The organism is Amycolatopsis dendrobii, from assembly GCF_014145675.1.
Classification (GTDB): domain Bacteria; phylum Actinomycetota; class Actinomycetes; order Mycobacteriales; family Pseudonocardiaceae; genus Amycolatopsis; species Amycolatopsis dendrobii.
On sequence record NZ_JACGZW010000008.1, the window covers coordinates 323,516 to 344,547 of the forward strand.

Consider the following 21,032-nt stretch of genomic DNA (forward strand, 5'->3'; position numbering starts at 1 on the left):
CCCTCGCGCACCGGCCCGGGCGCGCCAACGGCCGAATTACCCACTTTCGAAGGGGATCGAATCGCTGCCCGCTGGGTACCTGGGCGGCATGGAGCCCGACGAGGACCGGCACGACCGGACCGACCACGAGATCGAACTGCTCGCCGAGCGGCTCTGGGCCTGGTCCCGCGAACCGGGCGGCGAGCAGGAGCCGGATCTCGGCCCGCTCGCCGAGGCCGGTTTCGCCGTCGACGGCGGCGTCGCGCGGTACGGCTCCGGGCGGCCGTGCGTCGCCTTGCTGCTCCCGTCCGACCGGCTCCGGGAATTCGGGCACAACCTCGTCGCCGCGGCGGTAATCGGGGCAGCGCTCGCCACCGGCCGGACGCTGGAATCCGGTTCCGTCGTCGTCACCGACCGCCCCGGCGACGGGATCGACGCGGTGCTGACCTTCCAGCCCGGCGTGCACACCTGGGCCGCCGCGCCGCTCGCCGCGCGGACCGAACTGCGCGTGACCGTGCACGGGAATTCGGGGCCGGCGCCCGAAGACAGCACCGACGCGGTCGCCGGGCTGGTGCAGGTCTTCACCGCGATCGCCGCGCTCCGGGCCCGGCTGCCCGCGGGCGCGGCGGTGCAGGGAATCGTGACGCACGGCGGGGAATCCACCGATGTGGTGCCCGATTTCGCCGAAGCCCGCTTCGGGCTGCGTGCGCCGGACTCCGAAACGCTCGGGCACGTCGTCACCGAAGTGACCACCGCCGCCGAAGGCGCCGCTATAGCGACCGGAACCAAGGCGAACGTCGAACGGTTCGGCCCGATTCACGCGCGGTTCCAGGACAATCCGGTGCTGTCCGGGCATTTCGCCCGGCATCTCGCGGCGTGCGGGATCCACGCGTCCCCGTCCGGGGCGGCGGCGATTCCCGGCAGGCCCGAGGTGGGCGACCTGAGCGTGCGGATGCCGGCGATCCATCCGTCCGTCGCGCTCCACGATCCGGGGCGCGCGGTCGGCAGCCGCGCCTTCGCCGAGGCGACCGGGTCGCCGCGGGCCCGGACGGTGCTGCTCGCGACGGCGTCGGCGCTGGCCCGGACCGCCTCGGACCTTCTCGCGCATCCCGCGCTGGTCCGGCAGGCTTGGGACAATTTCGCCGATCGAGCGCGCCGGGGTGGCCAGAGTCCTCGGCATGGGGACGACTGATCTGCCGCTGCCCGACGGCCGCGACCTTCGCGTGCACGACAGCGAGGGCGACGGCTTTCCCTTGGTGTGGCACCACGGGACTCCGCAGTCCGGACGCCTGCTGCCGCCCGTGGTGGAGGCTGCGGCCGCACGAGGATTCCGGGTCGTTTCCTATGCACGGCCCGGATACGGCGGGTCCACGCCCCGGGCCGGGCGGACGGTGGGCTCGGCTGCCGAGGACGTCCGGCAATTGGCGGATGCCTTGGACCTGCCGCGGTTCGCGGTGGCGGGAGCGTCCGGCGGCGGACCGCACACGCTCGCCTGCGCCGCGATGCTGCCGGATCGGGTGACCGCGGCGGTGTGCCTCGCCGGGCTGGCCCCGTACTCCGAGGAGTACGACTGGTACGGCGGGATGGTCGACGACAGCTCGCTGCGGGCCGCCCGCAAGGGCCGCGAAACCCGGCTGCAGCACGGAGAAACGCAGGAATTCGACCCGACGAGCTTCACCGACGCGGACTGGGCGGCGCTGCGCGGAACGTGGGGTCCGCTGGGCGAGGACGCCGGGGCCGCTGGTGACGTGGCCGCCGAAGCCGACGACGACCTCGCGTACGTCGCGCCGTGGGGTTTCTCCGCCGCCGACGTGCGGGTGCCCGTGCTGCTGGTGCACGGCGGCGAGGACCAGATCGTCCCGAGCCGCCACAGCGAATGGCTCCTGCGGAACCTCCCGGACGCCGAACTGTGGCTGCGCCCGCGCGACGGGCACATCTCGGTGCTCAACGCGCTCCCGACCGCGCTCGACTGGCTGCGCAACCTCCTCGCCCGCTGACCGCCGGTTATCGTGTCAGGCATGAGCAACGTCGAGACCGGTCCGGCCGAACTAGCGTGCGGCGGCGACCCCGTCGACCCCGGCAAGGTCGAGATCCTCGACGCCCGCTCCGTCCCGCTCGGCGGACCGCGGGCGATGCCGGTCCGCCGCACCCTGCCGCAACGACAGCGGTCGCTGATCGGCGCGTGGTGCTTCGCCGACCACTACGGCCCGGACGACACGTCCGTCAGCGGCGGCATGTCCGTCGGCCCGCATCCGCACACCGGCCTGCAGACGGTGAGCTGGCTGTTCACCGGCGAGATCGAGCACCGCGACAGCCTCGGCTCGCACGCGATGGTCCGGCCCGGCGAGCTGAACCTGATGACCGGCGGGCACGGCATCTGCCACGAAGAGGTGTCGACGCCGGAAACCACGACGCTGCACGGGGTCCAGCTCTGGGTCGCGCTGCCGGACGAGCACCGGCACACCGCCCGAGATTTCCAGCATTACGTCCCGCCCGCCGCCGACCTCGGCGGGGCCGCCGCGCGCGTCTTCCTCGGCACGCTGGCCGGGCAAACCTCGCCGGTCAAGACCTTCACTCCGTTGCTGGGCGCGGAAATCGTCCTGGACCCGGGCGCGTCGCTGCGCCTCGACGCGGATCCGTCCTTCGAGCACGGTGTCCTGCTCGACACCGGGGAAGTCACCTTCGCGGGCACTGCGCTGCAGCGGGCCCAGCTCGGCTACCTCGGCATCGGCGCGTCCGCGCTCGACCTGCACAACCCCGGGGCCTCCCCGGCGCGGGCGATCGTGCTCGGCGGGCCGCCGTTCGGCGAGGAAATCCTGATGTGGTGGAACTTCGTCGGCCGCAGCCACGACGAGATCGCCGAATACCGCGAGGCGTGGGAGGCGAACTCCGACCAGTTCGGCGCGATCGAGCCCTACCCCGGCGGCCCGGCTCGGCTGCCCGCTCCCCCGCTGCCCGCCGTGCGGATCAAACCGCGCCGCAACCCCTCGTGAGCGTCGATCGCGGCTAGAACCGGGATCAGCACTCACGACCCCGCGGCGCCGCTGAGCCGGTTCCGCGCCCCGGACGGGTCGAAGTTCACCCGGCGGAGCGGTCCGGCGGCCAGCAGCACCACCGCCACCGCACTCAGCGCGGCCAGCACCAGCGCCGCCACGAACCGGGCCGGAACCGACGTCGCCGAGGCCAGCACCGCGTACCCGCCCAGCACCACCGCGACCGGCCCGAGCAGCGCGATCGCCGTCAGCACCGGCGGGATCCGGCTGCCGTCCGGACGCCGCGCCGAGACGACCGCCGCGCCCGCCGACACCACCGCGGCCACCAGCAGGCAGGCGCCCACGGTGTCGGAAAGACGGTGCCAGCTGAGCGCGACGGTCGCCGCGGCCACCCAGGCGACGCCGGGCGCACCCACGGCGAGCACCCAGGTCCGGAACCGCGCGGGCAGCACCACGGCCAGTGCCAGCAGCACGGCGGTGGCCGCGCTCACGTGCCCGCTCGGAAAGCTGTTGTGGTGCGGGGCGCCGGCCGAACCGACGTCCGGCCGGTCCAGCAGGTAGATCTTGAGCAGCTGCGCGGCCGCCAGCGGCAGCAAGTACAGCACCAGCGCGGTCACGCCGAGCGCGAATCGCTTGCGCAGCACCGCGAGCGCCACGATCACGATCCCGGCCGCGCCGAACACCTCGACCCCGTCGATCCCGGCCAGCGGCCGCGCCCAGTCCACAGTGGACCGCGGAAGGTTCTGCGCGAAGCGGACCACCCCGTCCTCGGCGCGCTGCCCGGCCTCGGTCCGCACGAACAGCAGGTAGGCGACGACGAACGCGCCCGCGAACCCGATCGCGGCCGCGACCAGCACGGCGGTCCGCGAACGCCGCGGCGGGGCGAGCGCGTGCCGGGGTGCGGGCGGGGGCGTTTCGGACGTCGGCGTTTCAGGAGTCAGCACTGCCATGCCTTCGAGCCTGGCCGCGGGATTTCGGGATCTCGTCAGAGCCGTGTCATGGTTTCGCTACAAGATCCGCCCGGCTCGCGCGAATCCGCGGGCATTCCGAATAATGGCCCCTGTGGCTGTGGTGTTGGTGGTCGAGGACGACGCGTCCGTCCGCGAGGGCATGGAACTGGCGCTGCGCAGGCAAGGACACACGGTGCACACGGCCGCGACCGGCGAGGACGGCGTGGCGCAGCTGCGCGAACGCGCGCCCGACCTGGTGGTGCTCGACCTGATGCTGCCCGGCATCGACGGGTTCGAGACCTGCCGCCGGATCCGCGCGCTCGGCCAGGTGCCGATCATCATGCTCACCGCGCGCAGCGACGATTTCGACATCGTCGCCGGCCTCGAAGCGGGCGCGGACGACTACGTCGTGAAGCCGATCGAACCGCGCGTGCTCGACGCCCGGATCCGCGCGGTGCTGCGCCGCACCGCCGCCGAACCCGGGGCCGCGGGCCCCGAACAGCACGGCGACCTGGTGATCGACCGGGCCGGGATGCTGGTGCGGAAGCACGGCGAACAGGTTTCGCTCACGCCGACCGAACTCAAGCTGCTGCTGGAGATCTCGCGCACGCCGGGCCAGGTGTACAGCCGCAGCCAGCTGCTCGCGTCCGTGTGGGGCCACGACTATCTCGGCGATTCCCGCCTGGTCGACGCCTGCGTGCAGCGGCTGCGCGCGAAGATCGAGGACGTCCCGGCGCGGCCGGACCACGTGCAGACCGTCCGCGGCTTCGGCTACCGGTTCGGCCGCTCGTGAACCGGCTCCGGTCGTGGGTGTCCGGGCTGCGCCTGCGGCTGGTGCTGGCGTTCGCGGCGATGACGCTGGTCGGAGCGGGCGCGGCGGCGGGCGCGAGCTACGTGTCCGCGCGCAACACGATCCTGGCCGGCGTGCAGGACCCGGCGATGGTGCAGCTGCGCGACGAGGTCAGGACGTACCTGCCGCAGCTGACCCTGCCGCCCGACCAGCGCCAGCTCGACAACATGGCGAGCTCGCTCAAGGGCGTCACGACCGTAGTGTTCGGGTCGCTGCATTCGCGCGTCGGGCTGAATCCGGCGGAACTGCCCGCCGGGCTGCGCACCGCGGTCGCGGACGGGACCAGCATCCAGTTCCAGCGGGTCGTCGAGGGCGGGCGGCCGGTGCTCTACATCGGGATGCCGCTGCTGCGCTACGGCGCGGGGAAGAGCGAGCACACCGGCATCGAGGTCTACAAAACGGTTCCGCTCGCCACCCAGCAGGCCGCGATCGAGCAGCTGGCGACGCGCGCGTGGCTGATGACCGCGCTGGCCCTGCCGATCGCGGTCGCGCTGGCGCTGCTGGCCGCGCGGCAAGTGCTGCGACCGGTGCGCGCGCTGAACTCCGCGGCCCGCAAACTCGGCGACGGGCAGCTCGACGTGCGCCTGCCCGCCAAGGGGTCCGACGAACTGGCCCAGCTGGTCACGACGTTCAACCACACCGCGGCGGAACTGGAACGCACCGTCGGCTCGCTGCGCGAAATGGAGGCCGACGCGCGCCGGTTCGTCGCCGACGTCTCGCACGAGCTGCGCACGCCGCTGGCGGCGATGAACGTGGTCACCGACGTCCTCGACGAAGACGCCGACCAGCTGCCCTCGGACACCGCCGTAGCGGCGCGGCTGGTGTCCGCCGAAACGCGGCGGCTGACCCGGCTCGTGCAGGACCTGGTCGAGATCTCCCGCTTCGACGCCGGACGGGCCGAGTTGCGGGTCGAAGAGGTCGACCTGGCCGAGGCGGTGCCGAACAGCCTCGCCGCCCGCGGCTGGACCGACTCCGTGGCCGCCGACCTGCCGAGCATCACCGTGCCCGCCGACCCGCGACGGCTCGACCTGGTCGTCGCCAACCTCGTCGGCAACGCCCTGCACCACGGCGCGCCGCCGGTCGAGGTCCGGCTGAGCACCGACGACACGACCGTCTTCCTGACCGTCACCGACCACGGCCCGGGAATTCCCGAGGAGGTGCTGCCGAAAGTGTTCGACCGCTTCGCGAAAGCCGACACCTCGCGAGCCCGCTCCGACGGAAGCGGCCTCGGTCTGTCGATCGCGCTGGAAAACGCCCGGCTGCACGGCGGCGACATCGAAGCCGCGAACACCGGCGACGGGGCGCGGTTCACGCTCCGGCTGCCCCGCACCGCGCAGGAGGAGCGATGAAACTTCGGCGGCTCTTCGTTGTTTTCGCTTCTGTACTGGCCCTCGCCGGTTGCGGCATCCAGCCGACCGGAGTGGTTCCCGCCGGCGACGCCCCCGGCGGATTCCAGCTGGGCGCACCACGTCCGCAAATCACGCTCTACTTCGTCTACGCGGGACAACTCAGCCCCGTGCAGCGCGCTTGGGCAAGGGACGCGACCCCCACGACGGTCCTGACGGAACTGTTCGGCGGCCCGACTCGCACGGAGGAGCAGGAGGGTTTCTACTCGACGCTCTCGCCCGGCCGGCACGTCACGGTCGACACCTCGGCCCAGCCGGTGACCGTGACCGTCTCCGAATCGATGAAAATGCTGTACCCCATCGGCTTGCAGCAGGTGGTCTGCACCGTGTCCGCGTCGCTGGCGGCCTCCGGGCAGCCGGTCAGCAAGGGGATCACCGTGGTCGCGTCGGACACCAAACTCGAATCCCTGTACTGCAATTAGCCTTTCGGCACGAACCCGCGCACGACCCGCTCGACGATCCCCAGCACGGCTTCCGTCGCGCTCTCCCCCGCAGGCACCTGCCGCAACGCCGCCTCCAACGCGCCCAGCACCGCACCGGTCAACGCCGCAGCCTCGACCCGATCCAGTCGCGGCGCACACGTCTCGTAGAGCTTCTCCGCCCACCTGTCGCCCACCGCTGCGTTGCGCAGCAGATATCCCGCGCGCAGCGCAGGGACCCCGGCCAGCAGCCGAGTGCGCACCTCAGTGAGCGGATGGTCCAGCGGAAAACTCCACGCGTCCGCCGTCGCCAGCGCGTAGACGGTCTTGGTCACCATCTCCGCCACCGGCGCTCCCGGCTCCGCCGCCGCGAAGACCTCGTCGACCACCTCGTCGTAAAGATGCTGGTCAGCGAAGACGACGTCCTCTTTGGTGGCGAAGTAGTTGAAGTACGTCGCCGGGGACACCTTCGCCCGCGCGGAGATCTCGGCGACGGTCGTGCCGTCGTAGCCCTGCTCGTCGAACAGCGTGAGCGCCGCCTCGATCAGCGCCTGGCGGGTCCGCCGCTTCTTCTCTTCCCGCAACCCGGTCATGGCAGGAATCTTAGCGTTACTCTAAACTTAGAGAGTCTCTAAGATTGGAGGTCCCGATGGAACGGACCGGATGCGTGGTCGCCGGCGGCGGTCCGGCAGGCGTGATGCTGGGCCTGCTGCTGGCACGGGCCGGGGTCGAGGTGGTGGTGCTGGAAAAGCACCGCGACTTCCTGCGGGACTTCCGCGGCGACACTGTGCACCCGTCGACGCTGCGCCTGCTGGACGAACTGGGCCTCGGCGCCCAGTTCGCCGCACTGTCCCGTTCGGTCCTGGAGCGGATGAAAATGGAGATCGGCGAGGAAACGGTGATCGCCGCCGACTTCAGCAGACTGCGCGGCCCGCACAAGCACATCGCGATGGTCCCGCAAGCCGAATTCCTGGGCCTGCTGGCCGAAGCCGGTGCGGCAGAACCGAAATTCTCCCTGCGCATGGGCGCTTCCGTGGTGTCGCTCCGCCGCGAGGCCGGCCGCGTGACCGGCGTCGACTACCGCGACGACACCGGTGTGCACGAGCTTGCCGCCCCGCTGACCGTCGGCTGCGACGGACGCTGGTCGACCGTGCGCCGCGAACTCGGCCTCGCCCTGCGGGAATCGGACGTCCCGATGGACGTCTGGCAGGTGCGAGTGCCGAAAGCCGGACCGGGCGAACAGGGGGTGTTCGCCCGGTTCGGCCCCGGATACGCCTCAGTGACCATGGATCGCGGGGATTACTACCAAACCTCGTACCTCATCCCCCGAGGCCAAGACGCCCGCCTGCGTTCCGGCCCCGTCGAAGACTTCCGCGCACGGTTGGCAGAGCTTTTCGGCTGGACGCCTTCACAGGTGTCCGCCATCCGCTCGTGGGACGACGTGAAACTGCTCGAAGTGACTATGGGCCTCCTTCCGCGCTGGCACGCCCCCGGCGCGTTGTGCATCGGGGACGCGGCACACCCGATGTCGCCAGTGGGTGGCGTCGGGGTGAACCTCGCCGTGCAAGACGCTGTCGCCACCGCCCGGCTCCTCGCGGAACCGTTGCGCCGCGGGGAGGTTCCGGTGTCCCGCCTAGCCGCCGTACGCCGCCGCCGATTGCTGCCGACGGTCGCGGTGCAGTCGAGCCAGCGGGGCGAACACGAGATGCTGCTGCGCCCGGCACTCGCGGGGACGCTGGATCGTTTGCCCACGCCGATGCGGGTGGTGCAACGGTTTCCGGTGCTTTCCGGGGTGACTGCTTACCTTGGGGGTGTTGGGTTGCGGCCGGAACACGCACCTGCTTTCGCGCGACGGTCTGGTGTGGACAGTTACGCTGGCTGAACGCTTGTCCGGCGCGGTGCCGCTTGCCCGCGTGGGGTTTGCGGCACCGCACCGGACTCGCTGCCCCGCCGGATGGCGCCGGGCTGGACTCGCTGCCCCGCCGGATGGCGCCGGCCGGACTCGCTGCCCCGCCGGATGGCGCCGGACCGGAACACGCTCCGGTCGCCTCCGTTCCCCGGTCCGGACGGTAACCGCGTCGCCCAGGGCAGCCGCACCATTAGCCCACCTCCGGCGCTTCCCCCACGCCGATCCGCGCCGCCCGTGGCAGCTACGCCGGGTAAGCCCGCACCGATCGGGCGTCCTGCAATGCGCGGGCCCACCATTCGAGCTGGTCGAGCAACGTCTTCGCCGCGGTCTCGGCGGCAGGGTCGACCGGTTCGCCGTCCTCCCCGAACCGGCCGTGCACCCCGTGGAAGCTCACGGTTTCGCGGATGGTGACCGCGTGCAGTTCGGCGAAGACCGGACGGAGGTGTTCGACCGCGCGCAGTCCGCCGGAAATCCCGCCGTAGGACACGAAAGCGACCGGCTTCGCGTGCCATTCGCCGCGGAACCAGTCGAGGACGTTCTTGAGCGCGGCCGGGTAGCTGTGGTTGTACTCCGGCGTGATCACGACGAACGCGTCCGCCGCGTCCAGCCGGGCAGCGACGGGCGCGGCTCCCTCGCCGTTCATCGCGAGCGGCAGCGAGATCTCGGCGACGTCCAGGACGTCGACCGCGAACCCGCCGTGCCGGTCGGCCTGACGGGAGAACCAGCGCACGACCGTGGGGGCGAACCGCCCTTCCCTGGCGCTGCCGACGAGCACAGCGAGCCGGACCGGAGCTTCGGACACGTTTTTCTCCTTTTCCCGGGGCAGGACAGGTTTCCCGCCTCCGGAAAGGAGTCTCGAACTTCAAGCTCTCTTTAAGTCAAGCTATGCTGAGCGCATGGCTAAAACGGAGCTGCCCGAACTGACCGTGGGCGAACTCTCCCACCGCAGCGGCGTACCCGCGTCGGCCCTCCGGTTCTACGAGGACGAGAACCTGATCCGCAGCAGGCGCACCGCGGGCAACCAGCGCCGCTACCGCCGCGACACCCTGCGGCGGGTCACGTTCATCCGCATGTCGCAGCGGGTGGGCATGCCGCTCGCGCAGATCCGCGACGTGCTGGCCCTCCTCCCGGACGACCGCACCCCGACCCGCGCCGACTGGTCCCGCATCTCGTCCTGCTGGCGCTCCGACCTCGACCAGCGCATCCGCCAGCTGGAACAACTCCGCGACCAGCTGAACGACTGCATCGGCTGCGGCTGCATGTCCCTGGCCAAATGCCGCCTGGCCAATCCGGAAGACCGCCTGGGCCAAGACGGCCCCGGCCCGCGACGACTCCCGGACCACCGGGGCACCGGGTTCGAGTGAGACCGCTCGGCAACTGAGATCTCTCGGAGGCTGAGCGGCTGCGGCGGCGAGGGTTCACTTCGCGCGAAGCTGCGGCCGCGCAGTTCTACGCGGAATCGTGCCCCGCTCTACACGGACTGCGCCAGCAAGGCTGCGCCCGCTTCGGCCACCAACTCAGCACTCGCCGCGCACTCTCACGACGCCCGCTTCAGCTACCGGTCCCGCCTTCGCCGCGCGCACTCACTGCGGGTTGGCCAGCAACCCAACTCTCATCGCACGCCCTCACCGTCCTCTCCCCCGTCACCGATTCCGCTCTCGGTGTGCACTCTCCCTGCACCCGCCTCAGCGACCAATCCCAGCTTCACCGCACGGCCCTCACCGCGTGCTAGCCCAGCAACCTAAGTTTCACCGCATACCCTCACCGCCCTCTCCCCACCACCAATTCCGCCCTCGACCGCTCACACCGCACCTGACTCAGCAACCAATCCCCCCCTCGCCACGCATCCTCAGTGCGCGTTGGCCAGCAACCGACTCTCCTCACTCGCCCGCACCGCGTGCTAACCAACACGCATCACCGCCCCTCCTCTTAGCCCGCCGCGCAATGAGGACCGGTCACTCACGTGGCGCGTCAACCGCTCCGGTTCGGGTCATCCCAGCAGCAACCCCCTCACGTAGGCGGCCTGTCCGGCGTGCTGGAGGTCGTCGGACAGCACGCTGACCAGCCGAACGCCAAGCGTGACCGGCGGGTTCCAGCCTTCGTCGACCACGCGGTCCAGCGCCGCCCCGTTGAGGCTGGTCACCCAGGACACCGTGTGCTCGTGCACGGCGTCGTAGTAGCCGGTGAGCAAATCCGGCGACTCCGGCCGCACCTTGGCCACGTCGTCGCTGCTGTGCCCGTAGCCGATGTCGCCGGCCGGGAACGGCAGGCCGAATTTCTCGCGCCAGTCCTGTGCCGTCCAGAACTGGTCGGTGCCCGCGACGTCCGCGACATGGTCGTCCTGCACCCTCGCCAAATGCCAGACCAGCCAGCCGATCGAGTTGGCCTCCGGGCCGGGTCGCGCCGCCAGTTGCTCCGCGGTCAGCCCGTCGACTGCCTGGTGCACCACTTCCCGCACCCGGCCGAATCCGTCCACGAGCAGATCGGCCACATTCATCTCGCGCTCCTCTTCCGTCGTCGTGCGCTTGCCTCGATCATGCCTCGAAGATCCGCTCGTGCCCAGCACTGTGACTCGAGCGGCACGAGGGGTCCCTTCGCCCCGGATCGAAGCGCCTCAACCCGGGAAATCCGTTGACTACCAGCGGTGACCACGACTGTCCACTTCGGACCTGACGAGGGCGGCCGACGTCAGGTAAAATGCCGCACGAAAGCGATCTGCACGCCGACGACGCGAACGGAGGGCCTTGTGGCGATCACCGCGCCCCGCGCCCTGCCCGGCTTCGACAACATCGCCGGTGTCGCGATTCCGGCCTGGGCGGGCATGGTGATCACCGCGGCCTGCGCGATTTCGGCGATCACGGTTCTGCTGGTGATCCTGCGCAACCGGCGCAAGTAGGCCACGCGCGACGGTTGCTTCGATACCCGCCGGATCCTGAGTTCAGCAGCGCGGAATCCTGCGCCGCGCCAGGGAGATCACGTGTCCGCACGCGTGAATCGGCTGGTGATCACGTGGTCCTTGGCCGGTCCGGTCACCACCCATTCCTGCTCCCACCGGCGATCGTCGAGCACGCGGTACGCCCCTCGATACCAATCGGCGGCGCACGGATGATCGGCCGTCCACTCCCCGGTCGCCAGGTCCAGATCGTGGAAGAACCCGCCATGGTCGAAGTGGACCGCGGCGCGCGAGCTGCCGGACGGCCGATAGTGCAGAGTCCGGACAAACGGTCCGCGATGCGCTCCGAGCTGCAGCTCTCCCGACTCGCGGTAGACGAGCACGCCGTCTTCCGAGGTGAACGTCGCGCGGCCGCTCGCCTCGCCCATCGCCGCACCGTCGACGTCGGCGATTTCGCGCACGAGCTGCCATTCACCGGAGAAGTACCCGGTCAGGTCATTGATCGGAAAAGCCACGGCTCCCATTGTGCGCCTCCGGACCGCAAGCGAACGGCGCCGGGACTGCGGTCTCGACACCGTCTGTCACGGGGGCGGCGTGAAGGGTCCCGTCATCCCTGGCGTCACCAGTCGTCATGCTGTTCACCCTGCGCGACCGGGGCCATTGCGGACCCCGAAAACGGCCGGTGCGACGGGGACTCTCGCGCCGAACCCGGCGGGGCAGGCTCGCCCGGACGGCCTTCCGCCCTAGAATCGGCCGCGTGGCGCACCCCGATCTGGCCGAGCAGGCCACCCGTTCCCCCGCTCTCGAGACCTTGCAGCGCGTCTTCGGCTACGACGCGTTCCGGGGCGACCAGGCGGAGATTGTCGAGCACGTGATCTCCGGCGGCGACGCGCTGGTGCTCATGCCCACCGGCGGCGGGAAATCGCTCTGCTACCAGATCCCGTCGCTGGTGCGGCCGGGCGTCGGCGTGGTGATCTCGCCGCTCATCGCGCTGATGCAGGACCAGGTCGACGCGCTGCGCAACGTCGGCGTGCGCGCCGGATTCCTCAACTCCACCCAGGATTTCGCGCAGCGGCAGGAGGTGGAGGAGGCGTTTGTCGCGGGCGAACTGGACCTGCTCTACCTCGCGCCCGAACGGCTGTCGGTCGAATCCACCGTGCGGCTGCTCGACCGCGGCAAGATCGCACTGTTCGCGATCGACGAGGCGCACTGCGTCTCCCAGTGGGGCCACGATTTCCGGCCCGACTACCTGATGCTGTCGTCACTGCACGAACGCTGGCCGGACGTGCCCCGGATCGCGCTCACCGCCACCGCGACCGAAGCCACGCACAAGGAAATCTCGCAGCGGCTCGGCCTGGACAGTGCGAAGCATTTCGTCGCGAGCTTCGACCGGCCGAACATCCAGTACCGGATCGTGCCGAAGAACTCGCCGCAGAAGCAGTTGCTCGATCTCCTGCGCACCGAGCACCCGGGCGATGCCGGGATCGTCTACTGCCTGTCCCGAGCGTCGGTCGAAAAGACGGCGGATTTCCTGGTGCAGAACGGAATCCCGGCGCTGCCCTACCACGCCGGGCTCGACAAGTCGACCCGTGCGGCGAACCAGGCGAGGTTCCTGCGCGAGGACGGGCTTGTCGTGGTCGCCACGATCGCGTTCGGCATGGGCATCGACAAACCGGACGTCCGGTTTGTGGCCCACCTGGATCTGCCGAAGTCCGTGGAAGGCTACTACCAGGAAACCGGCCGCGCGGGCCGCGACGGGCAGCCGTCGACCGCCTGGCTCGCGTACGGGCTGCAAGACGTGATGCAGCAACGCAGGCTGATCGACAAGTCCGAGGGCGACGAGATGCATCGTCGCCTGCAAGCCCAGCACCTGAACGCGATGCTGGCGCTGTGCGAGACGGTCGAATGCCGGCGCACGCAGATCCTCGCGTACTTCGGGCAATCCGGTCAGCCGTGCGGGAACTGCGACACCTGCCTTGCCCCGCCGGAACGCTGGGACGGCACCATTCCCGCGCAGAAACTGCTGTCCACAGTGGTCCGTCTGCGCAACGAACGGCGACAGAAATTCGGTGCCGGCCAGATCATCGACATCCTGCTGGGCAAGTCGACGCCGAAGGTCACCCAGTTCCAACATGACACGCTGAAGGTCTTCGGCATCGGCACCGAACTCCGCGAACAGGAATGGCGCGCGGTGGTGCGGCAACTGCTGGCGCGCAACCTGCTTGCGGTCGAAGGAGATTACGGGTCGCTGGTGCTGACCGAAGGCTCGACCGCGGTGCTGAACGGCTCTCTCGAAGTTCAGCTGCGCCGCGAACCGGAACGCCCGGCGCGCGCCCCGCGAACGTCCCGCCGCACGCCAGCGGCTCCGATCGACATGCCCGCGGAGGCGGCACCGGTGTTCGAGCGCCTGCGTGCCTGGCGCGGGGCCACGGCGAAGGAACAGGGTGTCCCGGCGTACGTGATCTTCCACGATGCGACGCTGCGACAGATCGCCGCGACGATGCCGACGACGCTCGACACGCTGGGCACGGTGAGCGGGGTCGGCGAGAGCAAGCTGGCCAAGTACGGGGAGGGTGTGCTCGCGGTGCTGGCCGAGGAGGAATGAGGGCTGGCCGAGCCGAGGCTGGAGTCGGCGAGCGCGGACGATGGCCGGGCTGGTTGCGCACGGCAGTTGAAGACCTCGCGGAGCGGTCCTGCTTTGGTCAGTGCCGACAGCCGGATTCGCGGCAGAGCGACGGGCTGGGCAGGACGGAAAGGACCGGCGAGACTCGGCAGAACCGCAAGCCAGCCTGCACAGCACGACCGGCCAGAGTCAGCGAACAGCACGACGGCGCGACAGCGCGAACAGCACGACAGGACGGCTCGACAGATTGGCTGGGCAGGGTTCCCGAAGCCGAGAGTCGGGCAGGCAGTGCCGACGGCGATCAAGGCACGATGAGCCAGGAAGACCGATCGAGCCCTCGGTGGCGTCGAAACCGCGCGGTCCCGACGCCACCGGACGGCGATCAGCCAGCACGAGCCGAACTACCGCCCGCTGAGCACAGCGCGCTCCGCAGGCGAACCCCGAGTCCGCGGACCGCGGTCCTACCCGCGCTCAGCGCAGCACGCTCCAGCCCGCGAGCCGGGCGCGCTCAACCCGCTCACGCCCCAGCCGACCTCCGCGGCCGGATCACAACTCGCTCAGCCAGCCTCCGAGGTTGAGATCAAAACTCGCTCAGCCAACGGGTTAAGCAAAACTCACCCAGCCCGCCCTCGGGTTAAGTCAACCTCGCTCAGCCCGCCCCCGGGGTTAAGTCAACCTCGCTCAGCCAGCCTCAGGGGTTGGGTCAAAACTCACCCAGCCCACTGCCGGGGTCGGGTCAAACCTCACGCAGCCAAACCCCAAGCCACGCCAAGACTCACTCACCCCGGGAGCCAGGGCAAAACTCACTCAGCCGTCCGAGGGCGGGTAGTGTCCGAAACCTTCCGGACGGCTCCCGCGATCTGCGAGTGATATCGCCCGTGGGTCCTCTCGTCCACGAAACGCGCCGCCTTCCCCACGGCTTCGTTGACCTTCTGCGGGTTCTTCCGCACGTACGACACCGCGCCCGCGGCACCGGCCAGCATGGTGAGTTTCTTCATCAGAGCCATCGCACACAGCCTTCCCCTGCGGAAATCTCCGTCACTCCCCCAACGCCGTCCAGCCGTCTCCAGTTCCCGGCGAAACTTGGATGACAGGACACACCCGGGCAGGCATCATCCGACGCGTGCGCGATCTTTCGGCCCTTCCCAAGGTGCATCTTCACGTCCACCTCGAGAGCACCGTCCGCCCTGGCACGCTCGCGGAGCTCGCGGACGCCCACGGAGTCCGGGTGCCGGACAAACCGGCCGCGTTCAGCGGGTTTCGGGCGTTTGCCGATCGCAACAGTCTCACTCGGTCGTGTTTGCGCGAGGCCGCGGACTTCGAGCGGATCGCGCGCGAGTTCTGCGCGGACGAAGCCGCTCAGGGGACTCGGTACGTCGAGGTCACGTTCACGGCCGCTTCGCACGGGGAACGGATCGGGGATCTTGAGCTGCCGCTCGACGCGGTCCTTAACGGACTGAAAGAAGGCGGCGAAGAGCATGGGCTGCAATGGCGGTTGATCCTCGACCATTCACGACGGCGGTCGGTCGAGCGGGCGGTGAAGACGCTGGAGCTGGCCAGGCGGCATGAAGAGGTCATCGCGATCGGGATGGCCGGAGAGGAAAGGCACTCGCTCGCGCCGTTTCGGGAGGTGTTCGCCGGGGCGCGGGAGGCGGGCGTGCATCTCGTCCACCACGCCGGCGAGGACGCTGGGCCGGCCAGCGTCCGCGAGGCGATCGAAATCGGTGGCGCGGAGCGTATTGGGCACGGGATTCGCATTGTCGAGGATGCGGAACTGGCCGCTCAGGTAGCGGAAAAGGGGATCGCGCTCGAGGTGTGTCCATCGTCGAACGTCGCGCTCGGGTTGGTGCCGACGCTTCCGGAGCACCCGCTCCCCCGGCTGATCGAGGCGGGACTCCGGGTCACGCTCAACACGGATGTCCCGGACGTCACGGGTACCACGATCACCGACGAATTCACTCGTGCGAGGGAAGTTTTCGGGTACGACGACGCGACCTTGGCTCAGCTGGCCGGCAACGCCGTCGAGGCGTCGTTCGCGCCGGAGGAGACTAAAGTGTTGCTGCGCAAGGAAGTTGACAGTTGGCTCAGGTCGGCAGAAGGCGCGTGACGAGCACGCCGAGCTGCTGAGCGTTCCGGCATTCGTGCATTTCCACCAGCTCCGCGTAGTCCGGTGCGGCGGAATCGCCTGTCCCCCATAGGGATCGGCGTTCGGGGTTCAGCCAGTGGACGTGCCGGGCGCGGGAGCGGATCGCGCGGACGGCTTCGAGGTTCGGGTCGCCGCCGTTCGTTCGGGCGTCGCCCAGGATGATGACCGACGTCCGCGGGCCGACTGCGTCGAGCCAGTGCGCAGTAAATTGTCCCAGCGCACGGCCGTAATCGCTGTGGCCGTCCCAGCGGACGACCGCTGCTTCGCTGAGCATTCGGGCGCCCAGCTGTTCGGGATCGGCAGCGCCGGTGTCTACGAGGTGCGTGACCTCGTCGGTGCTGTCGACGAAGCCGAAAACGCGGATTTTGCTGAACTGGTCCCGCAAAGCCTGCACCAGCAGCATCGTGAAGTTCGCGAAACCCGCCACCGAACCGGAAAGGTCGCACAGGAGGATGATTTCCGGGCGGCCGGGGCGGCGGTGCCGGTAGGCTGGACGCAAGGGCACGCCGCCAGTGGAGAGTGAACGACGCAGCGTTCGGCGCAAGTCGATCTGGCCGCGGGTGGTGCGTTTGCGGCGTGCGGCAAGCCTGGTGGCGAGTTTTCGGGACAGCGGCTGGATCGTGCGCCGCAGCTCGGCCAATTGCGTACGGCTGGCGAGGAGGAAGTCGACGCGGTCGGCGGCGGGGGCGATCGCGTGTTTGGCGATCCGTTCGCGGCCCCGGAGTTCGGCGGCTCGGCGGCGCGCTTCGGTCCGCACCCGGCCGCGGAAACCTTCGACGCGGCGGCGGATCTCGTCGCGGGTGAGCCGGTCGGTGAACTCGTCCGCGGCACCCGCGGCCCGCATGGCGGCCAGCACCTGTGCGATGAGCGTCTGCGGTTGCAGGCGGTCCAGCGTCTGGTGCGCGGAATATCCGCCGCCGGGGCCGGTTCCGACGCCGTACTGGCCCAGCAGGTCCACGGCGAGTCCGGCGAGCTGGTCCAACGCCTGGTCGTCGCCTTCGGCCAGGGCGGCGGCGAGTGCTTCCCGCAGTTCCTCCCGGTCCTGCGGCGGGTTTTCGCGCGCCAGCTCGGGAGCGCCGACGCCAGCCGGGAAGTACAGGTCGAACGCGGCGTCGAACACCGTGCGCTGCCCGCCTCGGCGGACCAGCGCGGCGGCGAGTCCTTCGCGGACCAGTTCGCGGTCGTCGAGGCCGAGCACTTCCAGCGCGGCCGCCGCGTCGGCCGTCTCGCCGGGTCCGGCCGGGATGCCTTGCGCCCGCAAGGCCCGCACGAACTCGGCGAGCCGTCCGGTCAGGCCCGGCGCGGCGGTCACGACGCGTCCAGCACCTGGTCGAGACGCAGCCCGGCCCCGGCCTTCGCGATGTCGTCCTGGTGCTTCAGCACGACGCCGAGGCTTTCGCGCACCACGCGTTCGTCGAGCGCGCCCGCGCCGAGCTCCAGCAGCGTGCGCGCCCAGTCGACGGTCTCCGCCACCGACGGCAGCTTCCGCAGGTCCATCGCCCGAAGCGCGGCGATCACCCGCACCACCGAATCCGCGAGCGCGGCCTCGATGCCGGGCACCTTCAGCCGGACGATCTCGCGTTCCAGGTCCTCGTCCGGGAAATCGATGTGCAGGAACAGGCACCGCCGCCGCAGCGCCTCGGACAGCTCGCGCGTCGCGTTCGACGTCAGCACCACGAACGGCTGCTGCGTCGCGGTGATCGTGCCGAGTTCGGGCACGGTCACCTGGAAATCGCCGAGCACCTCCAGCAGCAGGCCCTCGATCTCGACGTCGGCCTTGTCCGTCTCGTCGATCAGCAGCACGGTCGGCTCGGTGCCGGAGATCGCGGTGAGCAGCGGGCGGCGCAGCAGGAATTCCTCGCCGAAAATGTCGGTGCGCGCCTCGTCCCACGTCTCGTCGCGGCCCGCGGTGATCCGCAGCAGTTGCTTCGCGTGGTTCCACTCGTACAGCGCGCGGGCCTCGTCGATGCCCTCGTAGCACTGCAACCGCACCAGCCGCGAGCCGGTGACCTCGGCGACCGCCGTCGCCAGCGCGGTCTTGCCGACCCCGGCCGGACCCTCGACCAGCAGCGGCTTCCCCAGCCGGTCGGCGAGGAACACCGTGGTCGCGACCGCGGTCGACGCGAGGTACCCGGCCTCGGCCAGCTGCGCCGACACGTCGTCGACGGACGAGAAAAACCCGGTGCCCACGTGGCCTCCTAAGCGATCGCTCACCCGCACTGTACTGGGCGGTCGCCACCGAAGGCGTCCCGGCGACCAGACATCGGACCTAAGCGCGCCCGCAAGACCGCCAGCGCACAGCGAACCCGGTATTCCTCCGATGTCTGCCGAGCCCGCGGACCCGCGTTACGGCAGGCCGGGAATGGCCTGGTCCACCAACCGCTTCGCCACCGGGCAGGACCCTTCGTTGCTCACGGACCGGTCGAGGTACCAGATGCGCACCGCCGAATCCGTGTCCGGGATCTGGACCTGGTACCGGCATCCGCCGCCGGCTTTCGTGGTGTCCTTCCGGACTTCGTGCCCGCCCTGGGTGCTCGCTTCGCTGTGCCCGCTCCAGTCCTCCGCCTCGCCCAGCTCCAGCGTCGCGGCCAGGTCGCCGCCGGTCAGCTTGCCGGACGGCGGGTTCCACTCGGTGCGGCAGCCGCCGACGCCTCCCGACGCCCCGGAGTCCGCCAGCTTGTACTCGCTGTGCCGCGGGTCGATCGGCGTGCCCCGCGCGGCGGTCGCCAGCAACTCGCAGGCGTTCGTTTTCGCGAACGTCTCCGCCGGATCGCCGCCGCATCCCGCTGCCAGCACGACGAGCGCCAGCCCGGGCGCGAGCCGTCTAAGCGTTGCCATGGAACCCTTGCCACGCGTCCTCTTCGTCGTCGTGCTCGCGACCGGCGGACTTGTCCGGGCGGACATTGCCCGATTCCGAGACAGCGTGCGGCGATTTCAGCCCCGCGTTGCCGAACGCGGCTTCGATGTCGTCGCGGAGGTAATCCGTGCGCGCGTTGGCCAGCGCGTCGACGTTCGGGCTCGCCGAGATCATCGCGCCGGCCTGGAAGCGGAGGCTCAGATAGCCGAAGTCCCCGCTCACCTCGCGCGGCGGTTCCGGCTCCGCGGCCGGGCCGCGCTCCCGCTGCTGCCGGAGCCGTTCGTTCTCGTTGCGCTCCCGGCTGGCCCGGGCCGCCGCGACGACTTCGTCGAGGGTCGGGATAGCCGCGGGCCCGCCCGCGGCGCCGGCCGGAGCCGCGGCAGGCGGCCGTTCCGGAGCCAAGCGCGCGGACCTTTCCTGCACCGCCGAATCCAGCGCGGCCAGGTATGCCTCCGTCAGCGCCTGCCCGAGGAGAGCCGGCTCCACCTGGGTTTTCCAGTGGTCCAGGACGCTCGCGTCGACCAGCTTGAGGTCCTCGTCCAGGGTGATCGTGAGGACGCCGGTCCGGTCGGACGCACGGAAACCGCGTGCCTTTCCGGTGCCGACCAGCACAGGTTCGGCGACGGTCGGGAGCGGCTGCGGCGCCGGGGCCCGATCGAGCCGCGCGCCGATGTGCCGAAGTGCTGCCAGTCCCGCGTCGAGCGTGTTCGCCAAGGCGACCGGGTCGGTCATTGTCGTTCCCTTCCGGAGACTAGCCCGCGATGCTCGGCCACTTGCCGTACGGAAATTCCGAGCCGTCGTACTGGATGCTGGTGGCGTCGCGCGTGCGCCCGACCGCCTCGCTGTACATCTCCACCACCTTGGTGAGCCGTTCCCCCGCGGTGGTGACGAGCTTCTCGACGAGCTCGCCGCCTTCATCGATGGCTTTCAGCGCGCCGATGATGCTCCCCGCGGCGACCAGCAGGGCGACGAACTCGCCCGCTATCGCGGCGAAGGCGTCGCCGAGTTCCTTCACGAACATGATGTTCGCCTTGGCGATGTCGAGCAGCCAGCTGCTGATGTTGTCCGCTTTGGTCTTGATCGCGCCCAGCGCGGCGTGCTGCGCGTCCACGGCGTGGTCGTAGGTGTTCCGGGCCGCGCCTTCCCAGTACTCGAAGTTCGGGTCCGGGTGTTCTTTGACGATGCCCTGGAGCTCGGACGCGGGCTTCTGGGCGTTCTCCAGCCAGGAGAACCCCTGGACGATGACCGAGACGATCGGGGTCGAATGGTCCAGGATCGTCTGGACGTCCTGGGCGATCTTCGTGATCTTCTCGTTGAGCTCCTTCATTCCCCGGTCGAAGGCGATGACGGCCGGGCCGAGGACGTACCGCCACTGGGAATCCGCCCATTTCTCGACGAACCGCCGGAACCCGTCGATCATGTCGTCGACCCACTGGACCAGCTGGTCGATCAGTTTGTTGAATTCGGCGGTGGTGCTGTCCGCGTCCTCGCTCACGACTCGCCCTCCGGAATCTTCTTCGACCAGTCGCCGAGCTCGAGTTCGACGATCTTTTCGTTCTGGGCGTAGGTCGTGGCCGCCTTGACCAGCACGTCGCCGATGTGGCTCATGGTCGCGCCCGCCGTGGAGAGTTTCTGCTCCATGAACTGCTGGAGCTGGTCGTAGGCGGATTTGTCGATCGCCGCGACCTCGGCCGTCAGCAAGTAGTTCACGCCGTCGCCGATCCAGAAGGCCGAGGTGTCGAGCGTCATGCCGGAAACCGCCGTGTGCACACCGGCGATCTTTTCCGCGTGCGGATCCCACTTCTTCGCTTCGGTGCGCAAGGCACTGGTGATGACCTTGTAGCCGGCCATGGCGAGTTCCTCCCTCGTTCGCTGGCGGCTTGCCCGGCCCGTGACGGGCGCCACAGCCCGCATAGTACGTAGTCAAATGGGATGTCGCGCGCAAAACCGCCTTTTGCCCGCCGAGCTGGAGGTCGCCCACCGTGCGCGGGCCCCGGCAGCGCCTCG

Annotated in this window: 23 protein-coding genes; 11 read left to right on the top strand and 12 right to left on the bottom strand. The window is 70.0% G+C overall.

Translation table 11 applies throughout. The features are described 5' to 3' along the window. The first annotated feature begins 88 nt into the window (after nt 1-88). From H4281_RS24685 to H4281_RS24695, 3 genes are read left to right on the top strand one after another with little or no spacing between them, the layout of a single operon-like run. Nucleotides 89-1,171 carry a peptidase dimerization domain-containing protein gene (locus H4281_RS24685; RefSeq protein ID WP_182893307.1) on the top strand — a complete coding sequence of 361 codons (1,083 nt, stop codon included), beginning with the start codon at nt 89-91 and terminating at the stop codon, nt 1,169-1,171. Further along, the gene (locus H4281_RS24690; RefSeq protein ID WP_182893308.1) at nt 1,158-1,976 is read left to right on the top strand and encodes an alpha/beta fold hydrolase; all 819 of its coding nucleotides are present in this window, start codon (nt 1,158-1,160) and stop codon (nt 1,974-1,976) included. Before H4281_RS24685 ends, H4281_RS24690 begins: the two co-directional genes overlap by 14 nt. 21 nt (nt 1,977-1,997) lie before the next feature. Further along, nucleotides 1,998-2,972 carry a pirin family protein gene (locus H4281_RS24695; protein ID WP_182893309.1) on the top strand — a complete coding sequence of 325 codons (975 nt, stop codon included), beginning with the start codon at nt 1,998-2,000 and terminating at the stop codon, nt 2,970-2,972. Nucleotides 2,973-3,004: 32 nt separating this feature from the next. Here the strand turns inward: H4281_RS24695 and H4281_RS24700 are convergent, their stop codons facing one another. Continuing rightward, on the bottom strand, nt 3,005-3,922 hold the full coding sequence (locus H4281_RS24700) for a phosphatase PAP2 family protein (RefSeq protein WP_182893310.1): 918 nt from the start codon (nt 3,920-3,922) through the stop codon (nt 3,005-3,007). A gap of 112 nt (nt 3,923-4,034) precedes the next feature. On the opposite strand from H4281_RS24700, the gene H4281_RS24705 reads away from it, so the two are divergent. The 3 genes from H4281_RS24705 to H4281_RS24715 are packed head-to-tail and all read left to right on the top strand — an operon-like array spanning nt 4,035 to nt 6,600. Then, nucleotides 4,035-4,715: a response regulator gene (locus H4281_RS24705; protein ID WP_182893311.1), complete on the top strand. Its 681-nt coding sequence runs from the start codon at nt 4,035-4,037 to the stop codon at nt 4,713-4,715. Nucleotides 4,716-4,774: 59 nt separating this feature from the next. Further along, nucleotides 4,775-6,121 carry an ATP-binding protein gene (locus H4281_RS24710; RefSeq protein WP_220507801.1) on the top strand — a complete coding sequence of 449 codons (1,347 nt, stop codon included), beginning with the start codon at nt 4,775-4,777 and terminating at the stop codon, nt 6,119-6,121. Beyond that, nucleotides 6,118-6,600 (top strand): hypothetical protein, encoded by a 483-nt coding sequence (locus H4281_RS24715; protein ID WP_182893313.1) that lies wholly within the window; start codon nt 6,118-6,120, stop codon nt 6,598-6,600. Before H4281_RS24710 ends, H4281_RS24715 begins: the two co-directional genes overlap by 4 nt. Here H4281_RS24715 and H4281_RS24720 read toward each other — a convergent pair. Then, nucleotides 6,597-7,190 (bottom strand): TetR/AcrR family transcriptional regulator, encoded by a 594-nt coding sequence (locus tag H4281_RS24720; protein WP_182893314.1) that lies wholly within the window; start codon nt 7,188-7,190, stop codon nt 6,597-6,599. The two genes, H4281_RS24715 and H4281_RS24720, sit on opposite strands and share 4 nt — an antisense overlap. A gap of 56 nt (nt 7,191-7,246) precedes the next feature. On the opposite strand from H4281_RS24720, the gene H4281_RS24725 reads away from it, so the two are divergent. Continuing rightward, entirely contained in the window at nt 7,247-8,479 is a 1,233-nt protein-coding gene (locus H4281_RS24725; RefSeq protein WP_182893315.1) for an FAD-dependent oxidoreductase, read from the top strand. A 268-nt stretch (nt 8,480-8,747) separates the two neighbouring features. On the opposite strand, the gene H4281_RS24730 is transcribed toward H4281_RS24725, so the two are convergent. Further along, nucleotides 8,748-9,308 (bottom strand): NADPH-dependent FMN reductase, encoded by a 561-nt coding sequence (locus tag H4281_RS24730; RefSeq protein ID WP_182893316.1) that lies wholly within the window; start codon nt 9,306-9,308, stop codon nt 8,748-8,750. 94 nt (nt 9,309-9,402) lie between these two features. Here H4281_RS24730 and soxR point away from each other — a divergent pair, with 94 nt between their 5' ends. Then, nucleotides 9,403-9,870 (top strand): redox-sensitive transcriptional activator SoxR, encoded by a 468-nt coding sequence (gene soxR / locus H4281_RS24735; protein WP_182893317.1) that lies wholly within the window; start codon nt 9,403-9,405, stop codon nt 9,868-9,870. A 626-nt stretch (nt 9,871-10,496) separates the two neighbouring features. On the opposite strand, the gene H4281_RS24740 is transcribed toward soxR, so the two are convergent. Beyond that, nucleotides 10,497-11,003 carry a mycothiol transferase gene (locus tag H4281_RS24740; protein WP_182893318.1) on the bottom strand — a complete coding sequence of 169 codons (507 nt, stop codon included), beginning with the start codon at nt 11,001-11,003 and terminating at the stop codon, nt 10,497-10,499. 147 nt (nt 11,004-11,150) lie between these two features. Here H4281_RS24740 and H4281_RS24745 point away from each other — a divergent pair, with 147 nt between their 5' ends. Beyond that, nucleotides 11,151-11,402 carry a hypothetical protein gene (locus tag H4281_RS24745; protein ID WP_182893319.1) on the top strand — a complete coding sequence of 84 codons (252 nt, stop codon included), beginning with the start codon at nt 11,151-11,153 and terminating at the stop codon, nt 11,400-11,402. A gap of 77 nt (nt 11,403-11,479) precedes the next feature. Here the strand turns inward: H4281_RS24745 and H4281_RS24750 are convergent, their stop codons facing one another. Further along, nucleotides 11,480-11,914: a DUF6314 family protein gene (locus H4281_RS24750; protein WP_237600521.1), complete on the bottom strand. Its 435-nt coding sequence runs from the start codon at nt 11,912-11,914 to the stop codon at nt 11,480-11,482. Between the two features lie 242 nt (nt 11,915-12,156). Here H4281_RS24750 and recQ point away from each other — a divergent pair, with 242 nt between their 5' ends. Next, complete coding sequence (gene recQ / locus H4281_RS24755) at nt 12,157-14,004, top strand: DNA helicase RecQ (protein ID WP_182893321.1); 1,848 nt, start codon at nt 12,157-12,159, stop codon at nt 14,002-14,004. Between the two features lie 821 nt (nt 14,005-14,825). Here the strand turns inward: recQ and H4281_RS24760 are convergent. Then, the gene (locus tag H4281_RS24760) at nt 14,826-15,029 is read right to left on the bottom strand and encodes an antitoxin (protein WP_182893322.1); all 204 of its coding nucleotides are present in this window, start codon (nt 15,027-15,029) and stop codon (nt 14,826-14,828) included. Between the two features lie 116 nt (nt 15,030-15,145). On the opposite strand from H4281_RS24760, the gene add reads away from it, so the two are divergent. Continuing rightward, complete coding sequence (add, locus tag H4281_RS24765) at nt 15,146-16,129, top strand: adenosine deaminase (protein WP_182893323.1); 984 nt, start codon at nt 15,146-15,148, stop codon at nt 16,127-16,129. Here add and H4281_RS24770 read toward each other — a convergent pair. The 6 genes from H4281_RS24770 to H4281_RS24795 form a co-directional block, all read right to left on the bottom strand. After that, complete coding sequence (locus H4281_RS24770) at nt 16,107-17,480, bottom strand: vWA domain-containing protein (RefSeq protein ID WP_182893324.1); 1,374 nt, start codon at nt 17,478-17,480, stop codon at nt 16,107-16,109. The genes add and H4281_RS24770 overlap by 23 nt on opposite strands. Then, nucleotides 17,477-18,358, bottom strand: coding sequence for an AAA family ATPase (locus H4281_RS24775; protein WP_009080300.1), 882 nt, complete (start codon nt 18,356-18,358; stop codon nt 17,477-17,479). The genes H4281_RS24770 and H4281_RS24775 overlap by 4 nt, the downstream gene beginning before the upstream one ends. A 156-nt stretch (nt 18,359-18,514) precedes the next feature. Then, nucleotides 18,515-19,006 (bottom strand): hypothetical protein, encoded by a 492-nt coding sequence (locus H4281_RS24780; RefSeq protein ID WP_182893325.1) that lies wholly within the window; start codon nt 19,004-19,006, stop codon nt 18,515-18,517. Then, on the bottom strand, nt 18,993-19,757 hold the full coding sequence (locus tag H4281_RS24785; protein WP_182893326.1) for a hypothetical protein: 765 nt from the start codon (nt 19,755-19,757) through the stop codon (nt 18,993-18,995). Before H4281_RS24785 ends, H4281_RS24780 begins: the two co-directional genes overlap by 14 nt. Before the next feature lie 19 nt (nt 19,758-19,776). Then, nucleotides 19,777-20,520, bottom strand: coding sequence for a hypothetical protein (locus H4281_RS24790; RefSeq protein ID WP_182893327.1), 744 nt, complete (start codon nt 20,518-20,520; stop codon nt 19,777-19,779). Continuing rightward, the gene (locus tag H4281_RS24795) at nt 20,517-20,876 is read right to left on the bottom strand and encodes a hypothetical protein (protein WP_182893328.1); all 360 of its coding nucleotides are present in this window, start codon (nt 20,874-20,876) and stop codon (nt 20,517-20,519) included. Before H4281_RS24795 ends, H4281_RS24790 begins: the two co-directional genes overlap by 4 nt. Nucleotides 20,877-21,032: the final 156 nt, after the last annotated feature.

Bases quoted from the DNA above. Each gene is read 5' to 3' on its own strand.
- H4281_RS24685 (WP_182893307.1), top strand. From the start codon at position 89: ATGGAGCCCGACGAGGACCGGCACGACCGGACCGACCACGAGATCGAA.
- H4281_RS24690 (WP_182893308.1), top strand. From the start codon at position 1,158: ATGGGGACGACTGATCTGCCGCTGCCCGACGGCCGCGACCTTCGCGTG.
- H4281_RS24695 (WP_182893309.1), top strand. From the start codon at position 1,998: ATGAGCAACGTCGAGACCGGTCCGGCCGAACTAGCGTGCGGCGGCGAC.
- H4281_RS24700 (WP_182893310.1), bottom strand. From the start codon at position 3,922: ATGGCAGTGCTGACTCCTGAAACGCCGACGTCCGAAACGCCCCCGCCC.
- H4281_RS24710 (WP_220507801.1), top strand. From the start codon at position 4,775: ATGACGCTGGTCGGAGCGGGCGCGGCGGCGGGCGCGAGCTACGTGTCC.
- H4281_RS24715 (WP_182893313.1), top strand. From the start codon at position 6,118: ATGAAACTTCGGCGGCTCTTCGTTGTTTTCGCTTCTGTACTGGCCCTC.
- H4281_RS24720 (WP_182893314.1), bottom strand. From the start codon at position 7,190: ATGACCGGGTTGCGGGAAGAGAAGAAGCGGCGGACCCGCCAGGCGCTG.
- H4281_RS24725 (WP_182893315.1), top strand. From the start codon at position 7,247: ATGGAACGGACCGGATGCGTGGTCGCCGGCGGCGGTCCGGCAGGCGTG.
- soxR (WP_182893317.1), top strand. From the start codon at position 9,403: ATGGCTAAAACGGAGCTGCCCGAACTGACCGTGGGCGAACTCTCCCAC.
- H4281_RS24740 (WP_182893318.1), bottom strand. From the start codon at position 11,003: ATGAATGTGGCCGATCTGCTCGTGGACGGATTCGGCCGGGTGCGGGAA.
- H4281_RS24760 (WP_182893322.1), bottom strand. From the start codon at position 15,029: ATGGCTCTGATGAAGAAACTCACCATGCTGGCCGGTGCCGCGGGCGCG.
- H4281_RS24780 (WP_182893325.1), bottom strand. From the start codon at position 19,006: ATGGCAACGCTTAGACGGCTCGCGCCCGGGCTGGCGCTCGTCGTGCTG.
- H4281_RS24785 (WP_182893326.1), bottom strand. From the start codon at position 19,757: ATGACCGACCCGGTCGCCTTGGCGAACACGCTCGACGCGGGACTGGCA.
- H4281_RS24795 (WP_182893328.1), bottom strand. From the start codon at position 20,876: ATGGCCGGCTACAAGGTCATCACCAGTGCCTTGCGCACCGAAGCGAAG.